Annotated in this window: 18 protein-coding genes and 5 tRNA genes; 1 reads left to right on the forward strand and 22 read right to left on the reverse strand. The window is 62.9% G+C overall.

The genetic code is table 11. The features are described from left to right. Positions 1 to 70: 70 nt before the first annotated feature. The 22 genes from rpoC to ACDK93_RS14780 all read right to left on the reverse strand — a co-directional run bounded on the left by rpoC (position 71) and on the right by ACDK93_RS14780 (position 22,865). Positions 71 to 4,285, reverse strand: coding sequence for a DNA-directed RNA polymerase subunit beta' (gene rpoC, locus ACDK93_RS14675; protein ID WP_179479253.1), 4,215 nt, complete (start codon positions 4,283 to 4,285; stop codon positions 71 to 73). A gap of 25 nt (positions 4,286 to 4,310) precedes the next feature. Further along, positions 4,311 to 8,474 carry a DNA-directed RNA polymerase subunit beta gene (rpoB, locus tag ACDK93_RS14680; protein ID WP_458072483.1) on the reverse strand — a complete coding sequence of 1,388 codons (4,164 nt, stop codon included), beginning with the start codon at positions 8,472 to 8,474 and terminating at the stop codon, positions 4,311 to 4,313. A 357-nt stretch (positions 8,475 to 8,831) separates the two neighbouring features. After that, positions 8,832 to 9,203, reverse strand: coding sequence for a 50S ribosomal protein L7/L12 (rplL, locus tag ACDK93_RS14685; protein WP_179479251.1), 372 nt, complete (start codon positions 9,201 to 9,203; stop codon positions 8,832 to 8,834). A gap of 44 nt (positions 9,204 to 9,247) precedes the next feature. Continuing rightward, positions 9,248 to 9,784: a 50S ribosomal protein L10 gene (gene rplJ, locus ACDK93_RS14690; RefSeq protein ID WP_458069589.1), complete on the reverse strand. Its 537-nt coding sequence runs from the start codon at positions 9,782 to 9,784 to the stop codon at positions 9,248 to 9,250. Positions 9,785 to 10,123: 339 nt separating this feature from the next. Continuing rightward, a complete protein-coding gene (rplA, locus tag ACDK93_RS14695) occupies positions 10,124 to 10,834 on the reverse strand; it encodes a 50S ribosomal protein L1 (protein WP_179479248.1) in 711 nt (236 codons plus the stop codon). 3 nt (positions 10,835 to 10,837) lie between these two features. Then, positions 10,838 to 11,266 (reverse strand): 50S ribosomal protein L11, encoded by a 429-nt coding sequence (rplK, locus tag ACDK93_RS14700; protein WP_179479246.1) that lies wholly within the window; start codon positions 11,264 to 11,266, stop codon positions 10,838 to 10,840. Between the two features lie 220 nt (positions 11,267 to 11,486). Then, the gene (nusG, locus tag ACDK93_RS14705) at positions 11,487 to 12,047 is read right to left on the reverse strand and encodes a transcription termination/antitermination protein NusG (RefSeq protein WP_179479244.1); all 561 of its coding nucleotides are present in this window, start codon (positions 12,045 to 12,047) and stop codon (positions 11,487 to 11,489) included. A gap of 10 nt (positions 12,048 to 12,057) precedes the next feature. Continuing rightward, positions 12,058 to 12,456, reverse strand: a complete 399-nt coding sequence (secE, locus tag ACDK93_RS14710; protein WP_184600927.1) for a preprotein translocase subunit SecE — start codon at positions 12,454 to 12,456, stop codon at positions 12,058 to 12,060. An 82-nt stretch (positions 12,457 to 12,538) separates the two neighbouring features. Beyond that, a tRNA-Trp gene (locus ACDK93_RS14715) sits at positions 12,539 to 12,614 on the reverse strand. A 181-nt stretch (positions 12,615 to 12,795) separates the two neighbouring features. Next, positions 12,796 to 13,986, reverse strand: a complete 1,191-nt coding sequence (gene tuf / locus ACDK93_RS14720) for an elongation factor Tu (protein ID WP_179479240.1) — start codon at positions 13,984 to 13,986, stop codon at positions 12,796 to 12,798. Positions 13,987 to 14,069: 83 nt separating this feature from the next. After that, positions 14,070 to 14,145: transfer RNA gene (locus ACDK93_RS14725), tRNA-Thr, on the reverse strand. 121 nt (positions 14,146 to 14,266) lie between these two features. Next, positions 14,267 to 14,340 (reverse strand) — tRNA-Gly (locus tag ACDK93_RS14730). Positions 14,341 to 14,564: 224 nt separating this feature from the next. Then, positions 14,565 to 14,650 (reverse strand) — tRNA-Tyr (locus ACDK93_RS14735). A gap of 101 nt (positions 14,651 to 14,751) precedes the next feature. Then, positions 14,752 to 15,240: an acyl-CoA thioesterase gene (locus ACDK93_RS14740; RefSeq protein ID WP_458069590.1), complete on the reverse strand. Its 489-nt coding sequence runs from the start codon at positions 15,238 to 15,240 to the stop codon at positions 14,752 to 14,754. A 43-nt stretch (positions 15,241 to 15,283) separates the two neighbouring features. Further along, a complete protein-coding gene (gene ychF, locus ACDK93_RS14745; protein WP_458069592.1) occupies positions 15,284 to 16,375 on the reverse strand; it encodes a redox-regulated ATPase YchF in 1,092 nt (363 codons plus the stop codon). An 81-nt stretch (positions 16,376 to 16,456) separates the two neighbouring features. Continuing rightward, positions 16,457 to 17,053, reverse strand: a complete 597-nt coding sequence (pth, locus tag ACDK93_RS14750; RefSeq protein ID WP_458069593.1) for an aminoacyl-tRNA hydrolase — start codon at positions 17,051 to 17,053, stop codon at positions 16,457 to 16,459. Positions 17,054 to 17,106: 53 nt separating this feature from the next. Next, positions 17,107 to 17,784 carry a 50S ribosomal protein L25/general stress protein Ctc gene (locus ACDK93_RS14755; RefSeq protein WP_458069595.1) on the reverse strand — a complete coding sequence of 226 codons (678 nt, stop codon included), beginning with the start codon at positions 17,782 to 17,784 and terminating at the stop codon, positions 17,107 to 17,109. 175 nt (positions 17,785 to 17,959) lie between these two features. After that, positions 17,960 to 18,901: a ribose-phosphate diphosphokinase gene (locus ACDK93_RS14760; RefSeq protein WP_179479731.1), complete on the reverse strand. Its 942-nt coding sequence runs from the start codon at positions 18,899 to 18,901 to the stop codon at positions 17,960 to 17,962. Between the two features lie 50 nt (positions 18,902 to 18,951). Next, positions 18,952 to 19,028, reverse strand: a tRNA-Gln gene (locus ACDK93_RS14765). Between the two features lie 77 nt (positions 19,029 to 19,105). Beyond that, positions 19,106 to 20,524 carry a 4-(cytidine 5'-diphospho)-2-C-methyl-D-erythritol kinase gene (ispE, locus tag ACDK93_RS14770; RefSeq protein WP_458069596.1) on the reverse strand — a complete coding sequence of 473 codons (1,419 nt, stop codon included), beginning with the start codon at positions 20,522 to 20,524 and terminating at the stop codon, positions 19,106 to 19,108. A 65-nt stretch (positions 20,525 to 20,589) separates the two neighbouring features. After that, the gene (gene lolB / locus ACDK93_RS14775; protein ID WP_458069598.1) at positions 20,590 to 21,174 is read right to left on the reverse strand and encodes a lipoprotein insertase outer membrane protein LolB; all 585 of its coding nucleotides are present in this window, start codon (positions 21,172 to 21,174) and stop codon (positions 20,590 to 20,592) included. 38 nt (positions 21,175 to 21,212) lie between these two features. Further along, positions 21,213 to 22,865 carry a tetratricopeptide repeat protein gene (locus ACDK93_RS14780; RefSeq protein ID WP_458069600.1) on the reverse strand — a complete coding sequence of 551 codons (1,653 nt, stop codon included), beginning with the start codon at positions 22,863 to 22,865 and terminating at the stop codon, positions 21,213 to 21,215. 248 nt (positions 22,866 to 23,113) lie between these two features. Between ACDK93_RS14780 and hemA the strand changes: the two genes are divergently transcribed. Next, complete coding sequence (gene hemA / locus ACDK93_RS14785) at positions 23,114 to 24,406, forward strand: glutamyl-tRNA reductase (protein ID WP_458069601.1); 1,293 nt, start codon at positions 23,114 to 23,116, stop codon at positions 24,404 to 24,406. Positions 24,407 to 24,499: the final 93 nt, after the last annotated feature.

Raw genomic sequence — 24,499 nt, forward strand, 5'->3', positions numbered from 1 at the left:
TCCTTGAGCCGAACACGAGGTGCATCCTTGCACCTCACTCGTATGTCAGCGAATAAAACCTTGAGCAGGCTTATTCTGAACCGTCATCGCTACCGGCCGGCGCCTCGGCAAACGACACAACCGGAGTGGAGCCCGACAGCGCATCCAGTTCCGAATCAGTCAAGCCACCCTGGCGACGACGCGCCGCGTGGTATGCCAAGCCCGTACCAGCCGGAATCAAGCGGCCGACAATAACATTTTCCTTAAGGCCACGCAAGGTGTCGCGCGTGCCGCGAACGGCTGCCTCGGTGAGAACGCGGGTGGTTTCCTGGAACGACGCTGCCGAGATGAACGACTCGGTGGCCAGCGACGCCTTGGTGATACCCAGCAGTACCGACTGATACTCGGCCGGACGCTCACCCTTAGCGATCGCACGATCGTTCTCGCCGTTGATGCGCACGCGCTCGACCTGCTCGCCGCGCAGGTAGTGGCTCTCGCCCGGCTCGACGATCTCGACCTTGCGCAGCATCTGGCGAATGATCGCTTCGATGTGCTTGTCGTTGATCTTCACGCCCTGCAGGCGGTACACGTCCTGAATTTCCTTGACCAGATACGAGGCCAGCGGTTCCACGCCCAGCAGGCGCAGGATGTCATGCGGGCTCGGCTCGCCGTCGACGACGGTTTCGCCCTTCTCCACATGCTCGCCCTCGAACACGATGACCTGACGCCACTTCGGAATCAGCTCCTCGTGCTCGTTGCCGTCCACGTCCTTGATGATCAGGCGCTGCTTGCCCTTGGTGTCCTTGCCGAAGCTGATGATGCCCGAGCGCTCCGCGAGGATCGCCGGCTCCTTCGGCTTGCGCGCCTCGAACAAGTCGGCCACGCGCGGCAGACCGCCGGTGATGTCACGGGTCTTGGAAGTCTCCTGCGGGATACGGGCAACCACGTCGCCCACGCCCACTTCGGCGCCGTTCTGGATCGACACGATGGCACCGGCCGGCAGAAAGTACTGCGCGGCGATGTCCGTACCCGGCAGCTTGAGCTCGCGGCCCTTGCTGTCTTCCAGGCGCACGATCGGACGCAGGTCCTTCGCCTGCGCACCGCGACGCTTCGGATCGGTGACCACCGCCGACTCCAGGCCGGTCAGATCATCGGTCTGGCTCTGCACGGTGACGCCATCGAGGAAGTCGATGAAGCGCACCACGCCGGCCACTTCGGTGACGATCGGATGGGTATGCGGATCCCAGTTGGCTACCGTCTGGCCGGGCTTGACCGGCGCACCGTCCTTGACCGCGATGATGGCGCCGTAAGGCACCTTGTAACGCTCGCGCTCACGGCCGCTGGTATCGATCACGCTCAGCTCGCCTGAACGCGACACGGCCACCAGATGACCCTGCTTGTGCTGCACCGACTTGAGGTTGTTGAACTTCAGCGAACCGGTCGTCTTTACCGTCACGTTGTCCACGGCCGCCGCACGCGAAGCCGCGCCGCCGATGTGGAACGTACGCATGGTCAGCTGGGTACCGGGCTCACCGATGGACTGTGCGGCAACCACGCCGACGGCCTCACCCATGTTGACCAGGTGACCACGGGCCAGATCGCGGCCGTAGCAGAACTTGCACACGCCATGGGCGGCGGCGCAGGTGATCGGCGAACGGACCTTGATGATCTGCACGCCGGCCTTGTCCAGCTTCTCGACCAGCGCCTCGTTGAGCAAGGTGTCGCGGGTGACGATCGGCTGATCGTCGTCGCCGGGGCCATAAACGTCCTCGACCACCACGCGACCGAGCACGCGCTCGCGCAGCGGCTCGACCACATCGCCGCCTTCGACGATCGGCTGCATGATCACGCCATTCTCGGTGCCGCAATCGTCCATCGTGATCACAACGTCCTGCGCCACGTCGACAAGTCGACGGGTCAGGTAACCGGAGTTCGCGGTCTTCAATGCCGTATCCGCCAGGCCCTTACGAGCACCGTGTGTGGAGTTGAAGTACTGCAGCACGTTCAGGCCTTCGCGGAAGTTCGCCTTGATCGGCGTCTCGATGATCGAGCCATCGGGACGCGCCATCAGGCCGCGCATGCCGGCCAGCTGACGAATCTGCGCCACGGAACCACGGGCGCCGGAGTCGGCCATGATGTATAGGGAGTTCATCGACTTCTGGTTGACCGTCTTGCCGTCGACATCCTTGACCTTCTCGGTACCGATGCCGTCGATCATGGCCTTGGCCACCAGTTCGCTGGTACGCGACCAGATGTCGACCACCTTGTTGTAACGCTCGCCGGCCGTGACCAGACCCGACTGATACTGCTGCTGGATCTCGACGACTTCCTTTTCGGCTTCTTCCAGGATCGGCTTCTTCTCGTCGGGAATCAGCATGTCGTCGATGCCGATGGAGATACCGGCGCGCGTCGCGAAACGGAAGCCCGTGTACATCAGCTTATCGGCGAACACGACGGTTTCCTTCAAGCCCAGCAAACGGTAGCTGGAGTTGATCAGGCGCGAGATCGCCTTCTTGGTCAGCTCGGTATTGGCCAGCTCGAACGGCAGACCCTCGGGCAAAATTTCAGCCAACAGGGCGCGGCCGACGGTGGTGTCGACGATCTTGGTTTCGTGGGTGCGCGTGCCGTCCTCGGCAATGTTCACCAGCTTCAGGCGAACCTTGACCTTGGCGTGCAGCTCGACGGCACGGTTGTCGTAGGCGCGGCGCACTTCGGCGATGCCGGAGAACACCATGCCGCCGCCCTTGACGTTGATCAGCTCGCGGGTCATGTAATACAGACCCAGCACGACGTCCTGCGTCGGCACGATGATCGGCTCGCCGTTGGCGGGGCTGAGGATGTTGTTGGACGACATCATCAGCGCGCGCGCTTCCAACTGCGCCTCGATCGAGAGCGGCACGTGCACGGCCATCTGATCGCCGTCGAAGTCGGCGTTGAATGCAGTACAGACCAGCGGATGCAGCTGGATCGCCTTGCCTTCGATCAGCTTCGGCTCGAACGCCTGGATGCCCAGACGATGCAGCGTCGGCGCACGGTTCAGCAGCACCGGATGTTCCCGGATCACCTCTTCGAGGATGTCCCAGACCTGGGCTTCTTCGCGCTCGACCAGCTTCTTGGCCGCCTTGATGGTGGTGGCTTCGCCACGCGCCTGCAACTTGGCGAAGATGAAGGGCTTGAACAGCTCGAGCGCCATTTTCTTCGGCAGACCGCACTGGTGCAGACGCAAGGTCGGACCGACCACGATCACCGAACGACCGGAGTAGTCCACGCGCTTGCCGAGCAGGTTCTGACGGAACCGGCCCTGCTTGCCCTTGATCATGTCGGCCAGCGACTTCAGCGCGCGCTTGTTGGTGCCGGTAATGGCACGGCCGCGGCGGCCGTTGTCGAGCAGCGCATCGACCGATTCCTGCAGCATGCGCTTTTCGTTGCGCACGATGATGTCCGGCGCATTAAGTTCGAGCAGACGCTTCAGGCGGTTGTTGCGGTTGATCACGCGGCGGTACAGATCGTTCAGATCGGAGGTCGCAAAGCGGCCACCGTCCAGCGGCACCAGCGGACGCAGGTCCGGCGGCAGCACGGGCAGTACGGTCAGCACCATCCACTCCGGCTTGTTGCCGGATTCCAGGAACGCCTCGATCAGCTTCACGCGCTTGGTCAGCCGCTTCAGCTTGGTCTCGGAGTTGGTGGAGGTGATCTCTTCCTTCAGACGAATGACTTCGCCCGGCAGGTCGAGCGACTTCAACAGGTGGAACACGGCCTCGGCGCCCATGCGGGCATCGAACTCGTCACCGTGCTCTTCGGTCGCTTCCAGGTACTGGTCTTCGCTGAGCAGCTGGCCGCGCTCAAGCGCCGTCATGCCCGGATCGATCACCACGAAGGCTTCGAAGTACAGGATGCGCTCGATATCGCGCAGCGTCATGTCCAGCATCAGGCCGATGCGCGAGGGCAGCGACTTGAGGAACCAGATATGCGCCGTCGGGCTGGCCAACTCGATGTGGCCCATGCGCTCGCGACGCACCTTGGCCAGCGTCACTTCCGTGCCGCACTTCTCGCAGACTACGCCGCGATGCTTCATGCGCTTGTACTTGCCGCACAGGCACTCGTAATCCTTCACCGGTCCGAAGATGGCGGCGCAGAACAGGCCGTCGCGCTCGGGCTTGAAGGTACGGTAGTTGATGGTTTCCGGCTTTTTGACTTCGCCGAATGACCACGAACGGATCAGCTCGGGCGACGCCAGCGCGATCTTGATCGCGTCAAAATCCGGCGTGGCGCGCTGCTGATTGAACAGATTGAGCAGGTCTTTCATTGCTTGGCTCCTGTAGGCGCGCGGGTCACTTGATCTCTTCCAGATCGATATCGATGGCGAGCGAGCGGATTTCCTTCACCAGCACGTTGAAGGATTCCGGCATGCCGGCCGACATCTCGTGGTTGCCGTCGACAATGTTCTTGTACATCTGGTTGCGGCCCTGCACGTCGTCGGATTTCACCGTCAACATTTCCTGCAGCGTGTATGCCGCGCCGTAAGCTTCCAGTGCCCACACCTCCATCTCGCCGAAGCGCTGACCGCCGAACTGCGCCTTGCCGCCCAGCGGCTGCTGGGTAACGAGCGAGTACGGACCGGTCGAACGGGCATGCATCTTGTCGTCGACCAGATGGTTGAGCTTGAGGTAATGCATGTAGCCGACGGTGACCGGACGATCGAACGCTTCGCCGGTACGGCCGTCGAACAGGATGGTCTGACCGGACTCGGGCAGATCGGCCAGCTTCAGCATCGCCTTGATTTCGGACTCTTCGGCACCGTCGAACACCGGCGTCGCCATCGGCACGCCTTCCTGCAGATTGGTGGCGAGGGTGAAGATTTCCTTGTCGGTGAGCGACTTCAGGTCGACGTGCTGTACGGCACCGGCCACATGGTGGTTGTAGATCTGGTCGAGGAACTCGCGGATCTGCGCCACCTTCGCCTGCGCTTCGAGCATCTTCTGGATCTTCTTGCCCAGGCCCTTGGCGGCCCAGCCCAGATGCACTTCCAGAATCTGCCCGATATTCATGCGCGACGGCACGCCCAGCGGGTTCAGCACGATGTCGACCGGCACGCCGTCGGCGGAGTACGGCATGTCTTCGACCGGCACCACGTTGGAGACGACACCCTTGTTACCGTGACGACCGGCCATCTTGTCGCCGGGCTGGATGCGACGCTTCACGGCCAGGAACACCTTGACCATCTTCAGCATGCCCGGAGCCAGATCGTCGCCCTGGGTGATCTTGCCCTGCTTCTCCTTGAAGCGCTTGTCGAACTCTTCCTTGTGGCGCTTGACCTGATCGGCCGCGCGCTCGAGGAACTCGGTGACGTCCTCGTCCTTGACGTTGATCTTGAACCAGTCGTCCTTCTTCAGGCCGTCGAGATAGGCATCGGTGATTTCCGTGCCGCGCTTGAGGCCGCCCGGACCGCTCATGGCCGACTTGCCGACCAGCGCGGTGCGCATGCGGCTGTAGATCGCCCCTTCGAGGATGCGGAACTGATCGTCCAGATCCTTGCGGACCCGCTTGATCTCGGTCTCTTCGATCTGCTTGGCGCGCTTGTCTTTGTCGATACCGTCGCGGGTGAAGACCTGCACGTCGATGACGGTGCCGTCCATGCCCGGCGGCACGCGCAGCGAGCTGTCCTTCACATCGGACGCCTTCTCGCCAAAGATCGCGCGAAGCAGCTTCTCTTCTGGCGTGAGCTGGCTCTCGCCCTTCGGCGTGACCTTGCCGACCAGGATGTCGCCCGCCTTTACTTCCGCACCGATGTAGACGATGCCGGACTCGTCGAGCTTGGCCAGCGCCTGCTCGCCCACGTTCGGAATGTCCGCGGTGATTTCCTCGGCACCGAGCTTGGTGTCACGCGCAGGGCACGACAGCTCCTCGATGTGGATCGAGGTGTAGCGGTCTTCCTGCACGACGCGCTCGGAGAGCAGGATCGAGTCTTCGAAGTTGTAGCCGTTCCACGGCATGAAGGCGATCAGCATGTTCTGGCCGAGCGCGAGCTCACCCAAATCGGTCGACGAACCGTCGGCCAGCGTGTCGCCCTTCTCCACCACGTCGCCGACGTTCACCAGCGGACGCTGGTTGAGGTTGGTGTTCTGGTTGGAACGGGTGTACTTGGTCAGCGTGTAGATATCGACGCCGGCGTCGTTGTCACCGACTTCGTCTTCGTTGACTCGCACCACGATACGGGCCGCATCGACCTGGTCGATCACGCCGCCGCGCTTGGCGGTGGCAATGACGCCGGAGTCGCGCGCCACGGCGCGCTCGATGCCGGTACCGACCAGCGGCGTCTGCGAACGCAGCGTCGGCACGGCCTGACGCTGCATGTTGGCGCCCATCAGGGCGCGGTTCGCATCGTCGTGCTCGAGGAACGGCACCAGCGCCGCCGCGACCGACACGGTCTGCATCGGCGAGACATCCATGTAGTCGACTTCGGCCGCCGGACGCAGCTCGGACTCACCGCGGAAACGGCAGGACACGAAGTCCTCGATGAAGCCACCGTTCTTGTCCAGCGGGGAGTTCGCCTGCGCGATCACGTGATCGCCTTCTTCGATCGCCGACAGGTAATCCACCTTGTCGGTGACCTTGCTATTGGCGACCTTGCGGTACGGCGTCTCGAGGAAGCCGTAGGAGTTGGTGCGGGCGTACACGGCCAGCGAGTTGATCAGGCCGATGTTCGGGCCTTCCGGCGTTTCGATGGTGCAGACGCGGCCGTAATGGGTCGGATGCACGTCGCGCACTTCGAAGCCGGCGCGCTCGCGGGTCAGACCGCCTGGTCCAAGCGCCGACACGCGGCGCTTGTGCGTCACTTCCGACAGCGGGTTGTTCTGATCCATGAACTGGGACAGCTGCGAGGAGCCGAAGAACTCCTTCACCGCCGCCGCCACCGGCTTGGCGTTGATCAGATCCTGCGGGGTCAGGCCATCGGCCTCGGCCAGCGACAGGCGCTCGCGCACGGCGCGCTCGACGCGCACCAGACCGATGCGGAAGGTGTTCTCGGCCATTTCGCCGACCGAACGCACGCGACGGTTGCCCAGATGATCGATGTCATCCACGGTGCCGTGGCCGTTCTTGATGTCGATCAGGACCTTAAGCACGTCGAGGATGTCGGACGTTTCGCCCTGCTCCTTGACCAGCGCCTGGGAAGCCTCTTCCTTGCGCTCGCTGAAGAACTTGTGGTCATACAGCACGCCCGGACCGAGGATGTCCTTGCGGCCCACGCGGCGGTTGAACTTCATCCGGCCGACGCTCGACAGGTCGTAGCGATCGAAGGTGAAGAACAGATTGAAGAACAGGTTCTGCGCGGCATCCTTGGTCGGCGGCTCGCCCGGACGCATCATGCGATAGATTTCCACCAGCGCCTCGAGCGGCGTCTTGGTGTTGTCGATGCGCAGGGTGTGCGAGATGTACGCGCCGCGATCCAGATCGTTGACGTACAGCGTCGGCACGACTTCGATACCGGCCTTGCGGAAGTTTTCCAGCTGCTCGGCAGTGATCTCGTCATTCGCCGACGCCAGCAGCTCGCCGGTGGCGGGATCGACGATGTCGGTCGCCACGATGCGGCCGACCGGATAGTCGTCCGGCACTTCCAGCGCTGTGATGTTCTCGGCCGCCAGCTGACGCACGTGACGCGCAGTGATGCGTTTGCCAGCTTCCACCAGCACGTTGCCACCGACCGCGAGGTCGAAGCTCAGCGTTTCGCCGCGCAGACGCTCGGCCACTAGCTCCAGCGTGGTGCCACCCTTCTTGCCCAGGTGGAACACGTTGTGCTCAAAGAAAATGCCCAGCATCTCCTCGTTGTTGTAGCCAAGCGCGCGCAGCAGTACGGTCACCGGCAGCTTGCGGCGACGATCGATACGGGTGAACAGCGCATCCTTCGGGTCGAACTCGAAATCGAGCCACGAGCCACGGTAAGGAATCACGCGCGCAGAGAACAGCAGCTTGCCCGAGCTGTGCGTCTTGCCGCGGTCGTGATCGAAGAACACGCCCGGCGAACGATGCAGCTGCGAGACGATGACGCGCTCGGTGCCGTTGATGATGAAGGTGCCGGTGTCGGTCATGAGCGGAATTTCGCCCATGTAGACCTCCTGCTCCTTGATGTACTTGACCACCTTCTTCGAGGCCGGGCTGTCCTTGTCATAAATGACCAGACGCACCGTGGTGCGCAGCGGCGCACCGTAGGTCATGCCGCGGTTTCGGCATTCGCGTTCGTCGAACGCCGGCTCGCCAAGGCGATACTCGACGTACTCCAGCGCGGCATTGCCCGAATAGCTGGTAATCGGAAACACCGACTTCAGCGCTGCATGCAGGCCTTTTTCGGCGCGCTGCTTGGGCGAAATTTCCTCTTGGAGAAACTCGCGGTAGGAATCGGTCTGGATGGTCAGCAGGTTGGGTACGCCCAGTACGGGCGGACGCTTGCCAAAGTCCTTGCGGATGCGTTTCTTCTCGGTAAACGAGTAGGCCATGATCGGGAGCGCCTCGGTTCGCAGTGACGCCGGTGGTGCACACACCGGCTAAATGGTAAGAACTGTGGATGCCGCTATGAATCGGAAAACGATGGCTTGTTCGCCGGTTCGTCAAAAGGCATGAATCAAAGATCGTGGAGCCAATGTCGTCGATCTTTCAGTGCTGACTTTTGAGCCGTGTTACGGATGCTGCTGTTGCGAGTATCGGTTGCGAGTGCCTGATGTCGCTTCTTTTTGGATCGCCGATACCATTTCGATGCCGCCAATCCCTTGAAGTTCACCGTTAACAGGCAAAGCCCGGGAGCTTTCGCCCCCAGGCTTGCTTGACGTCAGGTCGAACTATCGGCGCGCAAACGCCGATTACTTCAGTTCGACAGTGGCGCCGGCAGCTTCGAGATCCTTCTTGAACTTGTCGGCGTCTTCCTTCGACAAGCCTTCCTTCAGGACGCCACCGGCCTCGGTGAGGTCCTTGGCTTCCTTCAGGCCCAGGCCGGTGATGGCGCGAACGGCCTTGATCACGTCGACCTTCTTGGCGCCGGCGGTCTTCAGGATCAGGTCAAACTCGGTCTGCGCTTCCGCCGGAGCAGCAGCGGCGGCGGCTGGGCCGGCAGCAGCCACGGGGGCAGCGGCGGACACGCCAAACTTCTCTTCGATGGCCTTGACCAGCTCCATCACTTCCATGAGCGACTTGGCGGCAACGGCTTCAACGATCTGTTCGTTGGAAAGGGACATTTTATTTACCTCTGGAAATGGATTCAGTTAAATAGAAAGCGAACTTAAGCGGGCTCGGCTTCGACCGGAGCTTCGGCGGCAACTTCGCCACCACCGTCCTGCTTGTCGGCCACGGCCTTGACGGCGCGGGCGAACATCGCAGCGGGCTCGGCCAGCACGCGTGCCAGCATGGAAAGCGCCTGCTCACGGGTCGGCAACGAGGCCAGCACATCGACGTGCTCGGCGGCAAACAGCTTGCCTTCGACCGAAACGACCTTCGGCTTCAGCTTGTCGTTGCTCTTGGCGAACTCCTTGATCAGACGCCCGGCAGCGCCGGGTTCTTCGGTCGAGAACGCGTACAGCAGGGGACCGACCAGAGCGTCTTGAACGACCTCGAAGTCGGTACCGGCTACAGCGCGCGAAGCGAGCGTGTTCTTGACAACGCGCAAGTACACGCCGGATTCGCGAGCCTGCTTGCGCATCGCGGTCATCTGAGCGACCGTGGTGCCCGCATACTCGGCAGCGATCAGGGAGTGAGCCTTCGAGGCAACTTCTGCCAGTTCGGCAACTACTTCTTGTTTCTGGGACAGATTTAGAGCCATTGCACTCCTCCAAATGAACTCCGCTTACGGCTCCTGCCGCTTGCGGTCCTGGGCGACGCCGTCCGTGACGTCGGGGACGTGGGGTCCCGGGTGTCGGCCTTTCCAGAAAAACATTCCAGAATGGGCAGCACCATCTACGCTGGCCGGATAGGGATACATCCGATTAAGCGGCCCCGCTGGCGACAACGGCGATTCCCTGCCATTTGCGAGCCTCCTGCCCGTCGTCGTCGCACGCTGGTCGCGCCTGCGGTCTTTGACAGCCGCCCCGATCGCGAATGGCATCAGAGCTGCCCTCAAAAACTGCCTATACCTGGCTAGGCCGGTATAGGACTTGATCTCTTACTTGGCGGCGGTGGCCAGCGTCGAGGTATCGACGGCGACGCCGACGCCCATCGTGCTGGACAGAGCAACCTTCTGCAAAAACTGACCCTTCGCCGTGGACGGCTTGGCCTTCAGCAGATCGGCAATCAGGGTGTTCAGATTGTCCGCGAGCTGCGAAGCGTCAAAGCTGGCCTTGCCGATGGTGGCGTGGATGATGCCCGCCTTGTCGTTGCGGAACTTCACCTGGCCCGCCTTGGCGTTCTTGACCGCCGTGGCGACGTCGGCGGTGACCGAGCCGTCCTTCGGATTCGGCATCAGGCCACGCGGGCCCAGCAGCTGACCAAGCTTGCCGACCACGCGCATGGCGTCCGGCGTTGCGATAACGCGACCGAAGTCGAGATCGCCAGCCTGCATGCGCTCGGCCAGATCGTCCATACCAACGGCGTCGGCACCGGCGGCCTTGGCAGCCTCGGCCTTTTCACCCGGCGGGCAGAACACGGCGACCTTGACGGTCTTGCCGGTGCCGTGCGGGAGCAGCGAAGAACCGCGCACGCCCTGGTCCGACTTCTTCGCGTCGATGCCCAGGCGCACGGCCACGTCCACCGACTCGGGGAACTTGGCCTTGGCGTTGTCCTTGATGATCTTCAGCGCTTCATCCAGACCGTAGAACTTGCCCGGCTGCACCGCGCCCTGCGCGGCCTTCATACGTTTTGTGAGTTTGGTCGTCATGTCTTAACCCTCCACTACCAGGCCCATGGAACGGGCGCTGCCGGCGATTGTGCGAACCGCGGCTTCGAGCTCGGCGGCCGTGAGGTCGGCGCTCTTCTGCTTGGCGATCTCTTCGAGCTGGGCGCGCGTGACCTTGCCGACCTTGTCGGTATTCGGCTTGGGCGAACCCTTGGCCGTATTGGTCAGCTTCTTCAGCCAGAAGGTGGCGGGCGACGTCTTCATCGCGAAGGTGAAACTGCGATCGGAGTAGGCGGTGATCACCACGGGAATAGGAGCACCCGGCTCCATTTTCTGCGTAGCAGCGTTGAACGCCTTGCAGAATTCCATGATGTTCAGGCCGCGCTGACCGAGTGCCGGACCCACCGGCGGCGACGGGTTGGCCTGACCGGCCTTGACCTGCAGCTTGATATAACCAGTAACTTTCTTTGCCATGGTATTTTTCCTCGCGAGTTCAGGCGCCTTGCGGCTCCTCGCTGCTCACCGATCCCTGGATGGAAGGAAGGTCTGCATCGTGCAAACCCTGAAACACGGACACGCCGAGATCGTTAGACCTCGACGTGAACCGCGCAGTATAGAGATTGACCTGGTTTTCAGCAAGCCCCGTGCCAAAGGCACGGATTTAGCCACCGAGGACGAGGCTGAGGCTTGACTGTCAGGCTTTCTCGACCTGCCCGAATTCCAGCTCGACCGGGGTCGACCTGCCGAAAATCAGCACCGCCACGCGCAGGCGGCTCTTGTCGTAGTTGACTTCCTCGACCACGCCATTGAAGTCGTTGAATGGACCTTCGGTGACCCGAACCATCTCGCCCGGCTCGAACAACACCTTCGGACGCGGCTTTTCGACACCTTCGCGGACGCGGCTGAGAATGGCTTCGGCCTCGCTGTCCTTGATCGGCAGCGGACGGTCGGCGGTACCGCCGATAAAACCCATCACCTTCGGCGTTTCCTTGATCAGATGCCAGCATTCGTCGTCGATCCGCGGCGACTTGCCCTCGGTATTCGTCTCGATCTGCACCAGCACGTATCCTGGGAAGAATTTGCGCTCGCTGCGACGCTTCTGTCCGCCGCGCATCTCGATCACTTCTTCGGTCGGCACCAATACTTCGCCGAACTTCTCTTCCATCTCGGCGCGCTTGATGCGCTCGTCGAGGGAACGTTTCACCTGATTCTCGAAACCCGAATAGGCGTGCACCACATACCAACGCTTGCTCATGTTTTCCACCTCAGGTACCCAACTTGAGCAGCCAGTCGAGGATGACCGACTTCAGGATCAGATCGATCAGACCAAGCAATAGCGACAACACCACCACGACCACGATGATGATGCCGGTAGTCTTGATCGTCTCATCTTTGGTCGGCCAGACCACCTTGCGCAATTCGAACTGCGACTCGCCGATGAAATTGCGCACCCGGCGACCGAGCGCCGTGAATGCGGCTATCGCCAGCGCGATGACCAGCGCCGCGAGTACGCCGAGCAGGCGCACGGATGAGGGGATGCTGGCGTCGTTACCGAACCAGGAATAGGCGAAGATGCCGCCAACCAGTATCAGCCCTGCCAATACCAGCTTGGCAACATCGGCGGCATTCGTGCCTTTGGGCTGCTGTTCTGCCTTGGTATTCATGCACAGTGATCAAGTGTCAGCGGCTTACCGGCCCTATTCGGGCGGCCTTGCCATCGTCACCCGTCATCGATCCTCGGGAAAGTGGCACGCCAGGAGGGACTTGAACCCCCAACCTGCGGTTTTGGAGACCGCTGCTCTGCCAATTGAGCTACTGGCGTACATGACTTGAACTGTAAACACGACAGCGAGCGGTTTTAGTCCGCTCGCCCCGTGAAGAGATTTGTATCAGCCAACCGCTATTTTAGCCTTCATCCTTGATGGCGAAGATCAATACCCGGCATCCATACCGGACTTTTCATAAGAGCGCCGCTTGTTGGACGGCGCTCTTAATGTGGCTACTTACTTGATGACCTTGGCGACGACGCCGGCGCCGACGGTGCGACCGCCTTCACGGATGGCGAAGCGCAGGCCTTCGTCCATCGCGATCGGGTGGATCAGGCTCACCACCATCTTCACGTTGTCACCCGGCATCACCATTTCCACGCCCTCGGGCAGCTCGCAAGCGCCCGTCACGTCGGTCGTGCGGAAGTAGAACTGCGGGCGGTAACCCTTGAAGAACGGCGTATGACGGCCACCTTCATCCTTCGACAGCACGTACACCTCGGCCTCGAAGTCCGTGTGCGGGGTGATCGTGCCCGGCTTGGCCAACACCTGGCCGCGCTCGACGTCGTCACGCTTCAGGCCGCGCAGCAGCAGACCGGCGTTGTCGCCCGCCTGACCCTGATCCAGCAGCTTGCGGAACATTTCCACGCCGGTGACCGTGGTTTTCTGCGTATTGCGGATACCGACCACTTCGATTTCGTCGCCGACCTTGATGATGCCGCGCTCGATACGACCGGTCACCACGGTGCCGCGGCCGGAGATCGAGAACACGTCCTCGACCGGCATCAGGAACGGCTTGTCGATCACGCGCACCGGCTCGGGGATGTACGCATCCAGCGCATCCACCAGCTTGATGATCGACGGCACGCCGATCTCGCTCTGGTCGCCTTCCAGCGCCAGCTTGGCCGAACCGTGGATCATCGGGGTGTCGTCACCCGGGAAGTCATACTTGCTCAGCAGCTCGCGCACTTCCATCTCGACCAGCTCGAGCAGCTCGGCGTCGTCGACCATGTCCGCCTTGTTCAGGTAGACCACGATGTACGGCACGCCAACCTGACGCGACAGCAGGATGTGCTCGCGCGTCTGCGGCATCGGGCCGTCCGCGGCCGAGCACACCAGGATCGCGCCGTCCATCTGCGCTGCACCGGTGATCATGTTCTTCACATAATCGGCGTGGCCCGGGCAGTCGACGTGCGCGTAATGGCGGTTCGGCGACTCGTATTCCACGTGGGCGGTCGAGATCGTGATGCCGCGCGCCTTCTCTTCCGGCGCCGCGTCGATCGCGTCATAGGCCTTGAACTCGCCACCGAAACGTTCTGCACCGACTTTCGTCAGCGCCGCTGTCAGCGTCGTCTTGCCGTGATCCACGTGACCAATCGTGCCGACGTTGACGTGCGGCTTGGTGCGTTCGAATTTACCCTTTGCCATGCGCGCTAAACCCCGATGGAGTCAATCAATTGAAGGAAAAAAACCGACCGTATCCGACCTGAGCCATTACGGGCGTAGTGAAATGGTGCTCATAACAGGAATCGAACCTGTGACCTCTTCCTTACCAAGGAAGTGCTCTACCGACTGAGCTACATGAGCAGATACTTCAGCCATCCTCCATGATGGCAAAGAACAGACCGGCATCCTGCCGGACAATTCAAAAAAAGCGTCGACTTCCGCAATGCAGGCAAAAGTCCACCGTTTGGCCGATGCAGCGCAATGGAGCGGAAGGCGGGAATCGAACCCGCGTAATCAGTTTGGAAAACTGATGTTCTACCATTGAACTACTCCCGCCCTGCGCGGAACTCGCTTGATAAACGGGGCCGGCTGATGATCCATATCGAATCAAGCCACCTGCCTCATCCATCAGGGCCGCGCCGCTTGCGCGTCGCGATCAAGACTGCATCCATGCAACCCTGCCAAAACTCTTTTTTTGTCACAGCAACCCGGTACGGCATTGCCTTGTCGAAAAACTTAACTCTTCACCACTCTAAAAAATCTTCGAGTGGAGTCCAAGCTGGTGGAGGGAGGTGGATTCGAACCACCGAAGGCGTAAGCCAGCAGATTTACAGTCTGCCCCCGTTGGCCGCTTGGGTATCCCTCCAACAAAGAACGCGTATTGTGTGGATCGGGCCTTGAGCTGTCAACACCTGAGGCGTCCGAATGCGCGTATTTCGCACAGTATTTGCGTGTGCGGCGCGCAGGTCAGCTCGCGGACGCGCCGTGCGTATCGATCAGCTGCTCCATACCTTTGGAAAGTTCCAGCAGCTGTTTTGCCTGCAGCTGCAGGCGGCGCTCGCTGTCGTTGCTCGGCTCCCAGCGCGGCACCGCCGTGGGTTTGCCGTCCTGCCCGTCGAGCGCCACGAACACCATGACGCAGCTGGTTGCCAGCCGCTGCTCGTCCTTGCGCAGATCGCGCGCCAGCACGTCCACCGCCATATGCATGCTCGATGTGCCGGTGTGAATCAGACGAGCCCGCACCGTGACCAGATCGCCGATCAGGATCGGCGCCACGAACTGGATACCGCTGACCGACGCGGTGACGCAATACGCGCCGCTCCAGCCCACCGCGCAGGCGTAACCAGCCTGATCGATCCATTTCATGGCCATGCCGCCATGCACCTTGCCGCCGAAATTGACGTCGGTGGGCTGGGCGAGAAAACGGAAAGTGACTTCGTGCTGCTGGCCAGACATAGGAACTCCGACTAAAGGTCGAACAAACTCGCGCCGACGCGCGTCAGACGTTGAACAGGAAATTCAGCACGTCGCCGTCCTTGACGACGTAATCCTTGCCCTCGGCGCGCATCTTGCCCGCCTCCTTGGCGCCCTGCTCGCCGCGATAGCGGATGAAATCGTCGAAACCGATCGTCTGCGCGCGGATGAAGCCACGCTCAAAATCGGTATGAATCACGCCAGCCGCTTGCGGCGCGGTATCGCCGATGTGGATGGTCCAGGCGCGCACTTCCTTGACACCGGCAGTGAAGTACGTCTGCAGGCCGAGCAGCCCGAAGGCGGCGCGCGCCAGCCGATTGAGGCCTGGCTCCTTCAGGCCCATCTCGGCGAGAAACTCCGCTTTGTCGGCGTCGTCCATCTCGGCCATGTCCGACTCGATGGCCGCGCACACGGCGACGACCGGCGCACCCTCGATGGCCGCATGCTCGCGCACCTTGTCCAGCAGCGGATTGTTCTCGAAACCGTCCTCGGCCACGTTGGCCACGTACATTGCCGGCTTGATGGTGAGAAGAGACAGCGGCTTGAGCGCCAGCCTTTCTTCATCGGATAGCGGCGCCGAGCGCGCCGGGTTGCCCTGATCAAGATGCGGCACGACCTTCTCCAGCGCGGCAACCATCAGCTTGGCGTCCTTGTCGCCCGCGCGGGCTTTTTTCTGCTCGCGCTGCAGCGCCTTGTCGGCCGTGGCCAGATCAGCCAGCGCCAGCTCGGTGCCAATCACGATGATGTCATCGAGCGGATCGATGCGGCCGGCGACATGGATGATGTTGTCGTCGTTAAAACACCGCACGACGTTAACGATGGCGTCGGTCTCGCGAATATTGGCCAGAAACTGGTTGCCCAGGCCCTCGCCCTTCGATGCTCCCGCCACCAGTCCGGCGATATCGACGAATTCGACCACCGCCGACACGATTTTCTGCGGCTTGACGATCTCGGCCAGCTGCGCCAGTCGCGCGTCCGGCACTTCCACAATGCCGACGTTGGGCTCGATGGTGCAGAACGGATAGTTGGCCGCCTCGATACCCGCCTTGGTCAGCGCATTGAACAGGGTGGACTTGCCGACGTTGGGCAGACCGACGATGCCGCATTTGATACCCATGATGATTCCGTGCCGTGAAACGTGAGGCGCAAATCGATCCGGTGGCTCGGCTTGCGCATCGCGTCTGCTGTGAATGAAAACCTATTTTTTCGCGGCGCTGGTTTCCGCGCTATGTAGCTGGTGCATCGCCTTTTCAAACTCGCCATCGGTGGCCAGCGGCAGCACATCAAGCGCCCTGCCCATGCCGAACAGCATGGCGTCCTCATCAGTCGGCGAAGGCCGGCCCAGCACCCAGGGTGTCACCTGGTCCCTATGCCCGGGATGGCCGATACCCACACGCAACCGATGGAATTTCCCGTGCCCGAGATGGGCCATGATGTCGCGCAAACCATTCTGACCGCCGTGACCGCCGTCGAACTTGAGGCGAACCACGCCCGGCGGAAGATCCAGATCGTCGTGCGCGACCAGGCACTGCTCCGGTTCGATCCTGTAGTAGCGCAGTGCGGAAGCCACCGCGATGCCGCTTTTGTTCATGAAAGTCGAAGGCTTCAGCAGCCAGACCGACGCGCCACCGATGGTTACCTTGCAGGCCTCGCCGTGCAGCTTGCCATCGAAACCGAAGCGCTGGCCCTGCGCGCTGGCCAGGGCGTCCACAAACCAGAACCCGGCGTTGTGCCGGGTTCTGAGGTATTCGGTACCGGGGTTGCCCAGTCCGACAATAAGTCGCAAACCTGCCATGACGGAAGGCAAGCAGCGCGGCCCGCACAGTTTCCAGTGCGGGCCGCAGCAGCTTACTTCTTGTCGTCCTTCTTCTCGTCTTTCTTGGCGTCGCCGGCCGTTGCATCGGCGCCCTCACCCTCGCCCGCTTCCTGCTCTTCGTCCACTTCTTCCTGGACGAACATGACCGTGACCACCGCGATGTCGTGATCCTCGCCCAGCGCAAGCGCCGGAATCTCGACGTCGGCCGGCAGCTTCAGCTGCGACAGATGGATGATGTCGCCTTCCTTCAGGTCAGCCAGGTCGAGCTCGATGAACTCCGGCAGATCCTTCGGCAGGCAGGAAACTTCGACTTCCGTCAGGTTGTGCGAGATCACCAGACCGGAGGTCTTGGCGGCCGGCGAGGTTTCCTGGTTGAGGAAATGCAGCGGCACGTTGACGCGAACCACTTCGTTCTCGTTGATGCGCAGGAAATCCATATGCATCATCAGCTGTTTGAACGGATGCTTCTGCCAGTCACGCACCAGCACCTTCTGCACCTTGCCGTCGACGTTGAGGTCGAGCACCGAGGAGAAGAACCACTCGTGCTTGGCAGCGAGCAGGATGGTGTTGTGTTCGATCTGGATGCTCTGCGGATCCTTGCCGGCGCCGTAAACGACGGCAGGCACGAAGCTCGCATGACGCAGGCGGCGGCTCGCACCTTTCCCCTCGTCTTTGCGGCTCTGCGCCTTGATTTCGTGTGTCTTAGCCATGTTGGTATTGCCTTGGTTAGGTAGTAACCGCTTCGCAGCGGTCGAGTGACTTTCCCGCGACCAGAAAAGTCGATGATGCGATGGCGAATGCCACCGCGTTTGAAGCCAAAAACTGAGGGTGGAGCAACTTCAGCTCACCAGTATGAACCCATGCGACTGAATCAATCCCGCCGCATCAGTCCACGTACAGCGAACTCACCGACTCGCCAAAGGCGATGCGGCGAATAGTTTCAGCCAGCAGCTCGGCGACCGAGAGCTGACGAATCCGGGTACAGGCCTGCACCTGCGGACTCAGCGGTAGGGTATTAGTGACCACCAGCTGATCAAGCTGGGAACCTTCGATATTGCTGACCGCCGCGCCCGACAATACCGGATGCACGCAGTAGGCAACCACCTTGCGGGCGCCGCGCTCTTTCAGCGCAGCGGCGGCCGCACACAGGGTTCCGGCGGTGTCGACGATGTCGTCGATCAGCACGCAGGTCTTGCCGTTCACGTCGCCGATGATGTTCATCACCGTGGCCACGTTGGCTTTCGGGCGGCGTTTGTCGATGATCGCCAGATCCGCATCGTCCAGGCGCTTGGCCAGCGCCCGCGCACGCACCACGCCACCGACGTCCGGGCTGACCACGATCACGTCGTCCATGCTGTGATGGCGCCAGATATCGGCCAGCAGCACGGGCGATGCATACACGTTGTCGACCGGAATATCGAAGAAGCCCTGAATCTGGTCGGCGTGCAGATCCACCGTCAGCACCCGGTCGACGCCCGCGGCGCCGATCATCCGGGCGGCCAGCTTGGCGGTAATCGGAACGCGGGCCGAGCGCGGCCGGCGATCCTGCCGGGCATAGCCGAAATACGGCATCACCGCGGTCACGCTCATGGCCGACGCGCGCTTGAGCGCATCGACCAGCGCCAGCAGCTCGAACAGGTTTTCCGCACTCGGCGCGCCGGTGGGCTGGATGACGAAAACCTCCTGCCGGCGGACGTTTTCCTCGATTTCGATCTGGACTTCGCCGTCGCTGAACGTGCTGACCAGCGCCTTGCCAAGCGGCACGCCGAGTCGATGGGCGACGTCCTCGGACAGCGCGCGGTGCGCATTGCCGGTAAAAAGCATCATCGGGGTGGACGTATCCACAGTGGTTACCTCGGAACTCAAGCCATCAGGAATGGCTGGGGCGGCAGGATTCGAACCTGCGTATGCGGGAATCAAAATCCCGTGCCTTAACCAGCTTGGCGACGCCCCAGTAGTAGGTTGTTCGATTGTGCTTTTGTTCGTACTCGTTTGGCCTCGCCGTACCGCCAACGAACGCCGTGTGTCGTTTCACCCCATACGCGATTCATGCCGCGCCAGAGCCTGCTGCAGCGGCGAGACATCGACCCCCGAGGCCACGTGGGCCGTGAAGGCTGCCGGACATTGCCCGGCGATCGATACCGCCCGCTCGAATGATTTCGTTTCCAGAAACACGCAGCCGCCACTGCCGGACAGTCGCGCCTGACCGAAACCGCCTAGCCAGTCGAGCGCGGCGGCCACCCGCGGGTGACGCGCGCGGACCACCGGCGCAAAGGCGTTTTCCGTCGTTTCGCCAGAAGCAAAGGACGAAATTGTCGCCCGCGGTGCATTTCGTGTCAATTCAGGCGCCTGAAAAAGCGCCGCCGTCGGCACATGCTCATGCGGGTCGAGCACCACGTACGTTCGCCGCGGCAGCGGCTGCGGCGTGAGCTGCTCGCCGATGCCCTCGGCCCACGCCGAACGGCCGCGTACGAACACCGGCACGTCGGCGCCGAGCTGACGACCCAGCTCGGCCAGGGCGTCCTCGTCCAGATTCAGCCGCCACAGCCAGTTCAGCGCCACCAGCACGGTGGCCGCATCGGAGCTTCCGCCGCCCAGGCCGCCGCCCATGGGTACACGCTTGTTGACCTCGATGTCGGCGCCAGCGGGCGAGCCCGAGTGCATCTTCAAAAGCTGCGCAGCGCGCACCGTCAGGTCGGATGACTCCGGTACGCCTGGCACCTCGTGCGGCCGCCGAACTTTGCCATCGTCACGCGCACGCAGACGAATCTCGTCGCCCCAGTCGAGGATCCGAAACACCGTCTGCAGCTCGTGGTAGCCGTCCGGCCGCCGCCCGGTGATGCGCAAAAAGAGGTTCAACTTGGCCGGCGCGGGCCATATCGTCCACTCGTCCCGAGCAGAAGGCGCCAAAGCACGGCTCATGAACACCCGCAGTGCGTCGGGGAACCCATTTTCGCGGTCGCGCTGCCGCGCAAAGGCAAACGCCGGATCGTTTTTGTCGACCTCGGCAAAGCCCCGTTTCGCATAGAAAGGCGCGTTCCAGGGCACATCGGCCAGCGTCCCCAGGTCGATCCGACGATAGCCGGCGGCCCGCGCCCACTGGCAGGCGTGTTCCAGCAACGCGACACCGATGCCGCGCCGGCCGTAATCCGGCAGCACGTCGATTTCGGCGATGCCAATGGCCTCATCAGCCGCCCCACGGTCGATCTCCGCTTCCAGCCAGATAAATCCCACCGGCTGCGCTGCCGGGCTCAGCGCGACCCAGACCAGGCCGCGGCCGATCGCCCGGTGCAGCAGCTCGGGCGGAATCGGCATAGCGGCATAGATCGGCCACGCCGGGTGGCCGCGAAAAAGCTGCACGGCTTTTCGCTCGATCGCGCACAGCGCTGCGACCTCATCAGGCCGCGCACGTTCGATGGAAAAGGCGCTTTCGGTCGGATGATCGGGCATGACAGGACTCGCCACTCAACGCGTCAGCGCGCCGGATATATCCCCAACCAGCCGGCGGAACGCCATCACTGGAACTGCCACGATTCGATCGACAGCTTGACCTTGTACGGCGGCTTGCTGGCATAGACCTTGGTCGGCAGCGCGGGGTGGCGCATGCTGTCCCATTCGCGATACTCGACCGACCAGCCATCCTGCACCAGCAGCGACGGCAGCGCGTTGTCGCCAAAGCTCACCTCGGCCGCGCCGCTGTCCGCGCGCAAGCCAAGTACCCAGGCTTGCAGATCGCGCAGCGGCACCTCCCAGCCCAGCGCCTTGCGCATCAGCGCCTCGGCGTCGGGGCCGCTGATCGGGCCGGACTTGAGGCCCTGCAGCTGCGCGCCGCCCGGCCCGCCGCTGAGGCGGAAGTCCGCGCCACTGATCGCCGGGCCACGCAGCACGAATTCATAGTGATCGCCGTTCTGCGTCCAGCTGAAGCTGCCGCTGCCGCCGTTCCTGCCGTCGGACACACCCAACCTTCCCTGCATGACCCAGTGATCGGCATGGGCCAGCGACTGTTCGCGCGCCTGCTGCGCCGCCAGCTGGCCGGCATCGCCCTTCGTTCGCACGGCCGGCGCCGGCGCGCAGGCGGCGAGCAGCAGCGGCAGCAACACGACAGCGCATCGAGAAACCCGGTTCATCGCAACAGCTTTCATGCGTGCAGGCGCCGCAGCGCGTCCTGCAGATTCTTGTTGGTCGGGTCGAGCTTGCGCACGTCGTCAAAAATACGCCGGGCCTGCTGCTGGTGGCCCAGCTTCCACAGCACTTCGCCCAGATGTACGCCGACGTCGGCGTCCTTCTGCGCCTGCCACGCGCTGCTGAGCACCTGCGCCGCCTGGTCGAGATGACCGAGCCGGTACTGCAGCCAGCCCCAGGAGTCGGCGATGGCTGGATCGTTCGGCTTGGCCGCGCGGGCCGTCTGGAGCAACTGCTCGGCTTCGGGCAGGTCACGATTGGCGTCGGCCAGCGTGAAACCCAGCGCGTTGCTGGCGTCCACGTCACCGGGCTTGATCTTCAGCAGGCGGTGAAAATCCTTGACCGCCAGATCGACGTCGTTCGCTTCGGCGTATGCCAGCCCGCGCCCGTAAAGCAGATCCGGATCGTCCGGCACCACCTGCAGCGCGCGACTGAAGGCCGCGATCGCCTGCGGGAATTTGCGTTCGCGCATGTACAGTTCGGCGTCGACCTGGTAAGCCTGGCGCAGCTGGGTGGGCTGATCGAGGTAGTCGATCTGCATCTGCTCCAGCGTCTGATGCGCCTCGTTGCTCTTGCCCTGCGACTGCAGGATGACCGCACTGCGCAGGTCGGCGTCGAAGGCGTGGGTATCGTCATCATCGACCTGGCTGTACCACGCCAGAGCCTCGTCGTTGAGGTGCTGCGCCTCGGCCAGCTGACCCAGCAGATACGCACTTTTTGCGCGCACCTCCGGCGGCGCTTTCTGCAGCTGCTGATACAGCGTTGCCAGCCCGGTGCCGTTGCCACTCTGCGCCGCCAGCGCCACGCGCAGCGCGTAGGTGTCGGCGTTCTGCGGGCCGTGATCGAGCACCTTGGACGCACCGGCATAGTCGCCGGCCTGGCTCAGCATGCTGGCGTAGGCCAGGCGCAGCGGGATATTGTCGGGCGCCTTGGCGATCGCCTTTTGCAGCAGCGCGCGAGCGCCGTCGTGATCGCCGTCCTTGAACTTCATCTGCGCCAGCCAGGCGTAGGTTTCGGCGCTCTTGAACCGCTGCACGGCCGCTTCGGCGATGGCCAGCGCGTAGGCGTGCCGGCCGAATTTGTCGCCCATCTCGCTCATCGCCAGCCACGCCTGCGGGTCCGCTGGCAGCCGCCGCGGCGTGGCCAGTTCAACCAGCAGGCCGGCCGCCTGCGCCTGATCCCGGGCGCCGAGCATCACGCGGCCGAACTGGCGCCAGGCGTTCTTGTCGCTGCTGCTGATAAGAACGGTGAGCTGGCGACGCGCCTCGTCGGCATCGCCCCGATCGAGCGCCAGCTCGGCGCGAGCCTCGGCCATGCCGACCGGTGTGGCGCCGAGCACCTGCCAGCGATCCAGCGCCCGCTGGGCCGCGATGTCGTCATGCACGGCGATGGCCAGACGCGCGGCGCGTTCGGCCACTTCGGGGTCCAGGCTGAGGCCGGCGGCGTGGCCGTAGGCCGTCGAAGCGGTTTTGAGATCGTTCCGGCTCAGCGCCATTTCGCCGGCCAGCAGCTGGGCCAGCAAATCGTGCTCGGCGTCGGGCGTGGCAACCACCAGATGAGCCAGCGGCTGCGCGTCTGCGGCAGCCTGGCGCGGCGAACGCGCGGACATCGGAGCGCAGCTGCACAAAATCAGCACCGAGGCCGTCAGTGCCGTAAAATGCCGCAGTTGCTTGAACCTGGCCGACCCGCTCCGCACATCCACCTTCATCGTCCTACCTTTTGTTTGTCTGCCGCCGCGTGACCGGTCGAAACCGACGTCGGTCACCGCGCGGACACTGCGCCAAGCTTAGTCTACGTCGTCGCTGCATCGCGCCGAAAACGTCGAAGCGACATCCACGCCGGAATTTTCACACCTTCATGCCGCTGATCGCCCTCGGAATCAACCACCTCACCGCGCCGGTCAGCCTGCGCGAGCAGGTGGCGTTCGATCCGGAGGCCGCCGGCGAGGCGCTGCACGAGCTGACGCGCGAGCCGGGCGTGGAAGAGGCGATGATTCTCTCCACCTGCAACCGCACCGAGCTTTACGTCGGCGTGGCGGCCGGCGCCGAGAGCATTCCGCAGGCTTGGCTGAGTCGTCACCACCGTCTGACTCCGGGCAAGCTGGACGAGTTCCTGTATCGGCACGATGAGCGTGAGGCCGTACGCCACATGTTCCGCGTCGCCACCGGGCTGGACTCGATGGTGCTGGGCGAACCGCAGATTCTCGGTCAGGTGAAGGACGCCTATCAACAGGCGCGCGAGGCGCATTCGCTGCGCGCGCCGCTGGATCGACTGTTGCAGCACACCTTCGCGGTCGCCAAGCGCGTGCGCACCGACACGCGGATCGGCGCGTTTACCGTGTCGGTCGCCTTTACCGCGGTGCGGCTGGCCGAGCAGGTCTTTGCGGACCTGTCCGACGCGTGCGTGCTGCTGATCGGCGCCGGCGACACGATCGAGCTGGCGGCCAAGCATCTGGCCGACAAAAAGGCGCGGCGGCTGATCGTGGCCAACCGCACGCTGGAAACCGCACAGGAGCTGGCCGGCCGCTACGGCGGCTACGCCATTGCGCTGGCCGATCTGCCGCAGCACCTGGCCGAGGTCGATATCGTGATCTCCTCCACCGCAGCGCGACAGCCAATCCTCACTTGCGCCATGGTCGAAAAAGCCATGGCCACGCGCCGGCGCAAGCCGATGTTCATGGTCGACATTGCCGTGCCGCGCGATATCGAGGACGGCGTGGGCGACCTGCCCGACGTCTATCTCTACGGTATCGACGACCTGCGCCAGGTCATCGACGACAACCGCCGTTCGCGCGAAGCCGCCGCGCACGAGGCCAGTGACATCATCGATCTGCAGGTCGATCGCTACATGGCCTGGCGCCGTGCACTCACGCTGAAAAACCCCGCGCTCGACATGCGCCAGCACGCCGAGGTCTACCGCGACGAGGTGCTGGACAAGGCGCGCGCCATGCTCGCGCGCGGCAAGACGGCCGACGAGGCGCTGGCGTTTCTCGCCAATACGCTGACCAACAAACTGCTGCACCACCCCAGCGCCCGGCTGCGCGAAGCGGCGCTCACCGGCGATCTCGACCTGCTGCACGCGGCCGGTCGTTTGTACGGGCTCGACGAAGAAAAAGACGCGAGCGGCGAGTCCCCCAAAAGGGATAAATAGCGAGGGCGGCTGGCTGCCGCTTTCTTGCATGCCCCGATCACGCACAGGCCGACGCGCCCGTTGCATATCCGTCGCCCCTCTTATTCGTCCATT

Source organism: Rhodanobacter sp. BL-MT-08 (genome assembly GCF_054161255.1).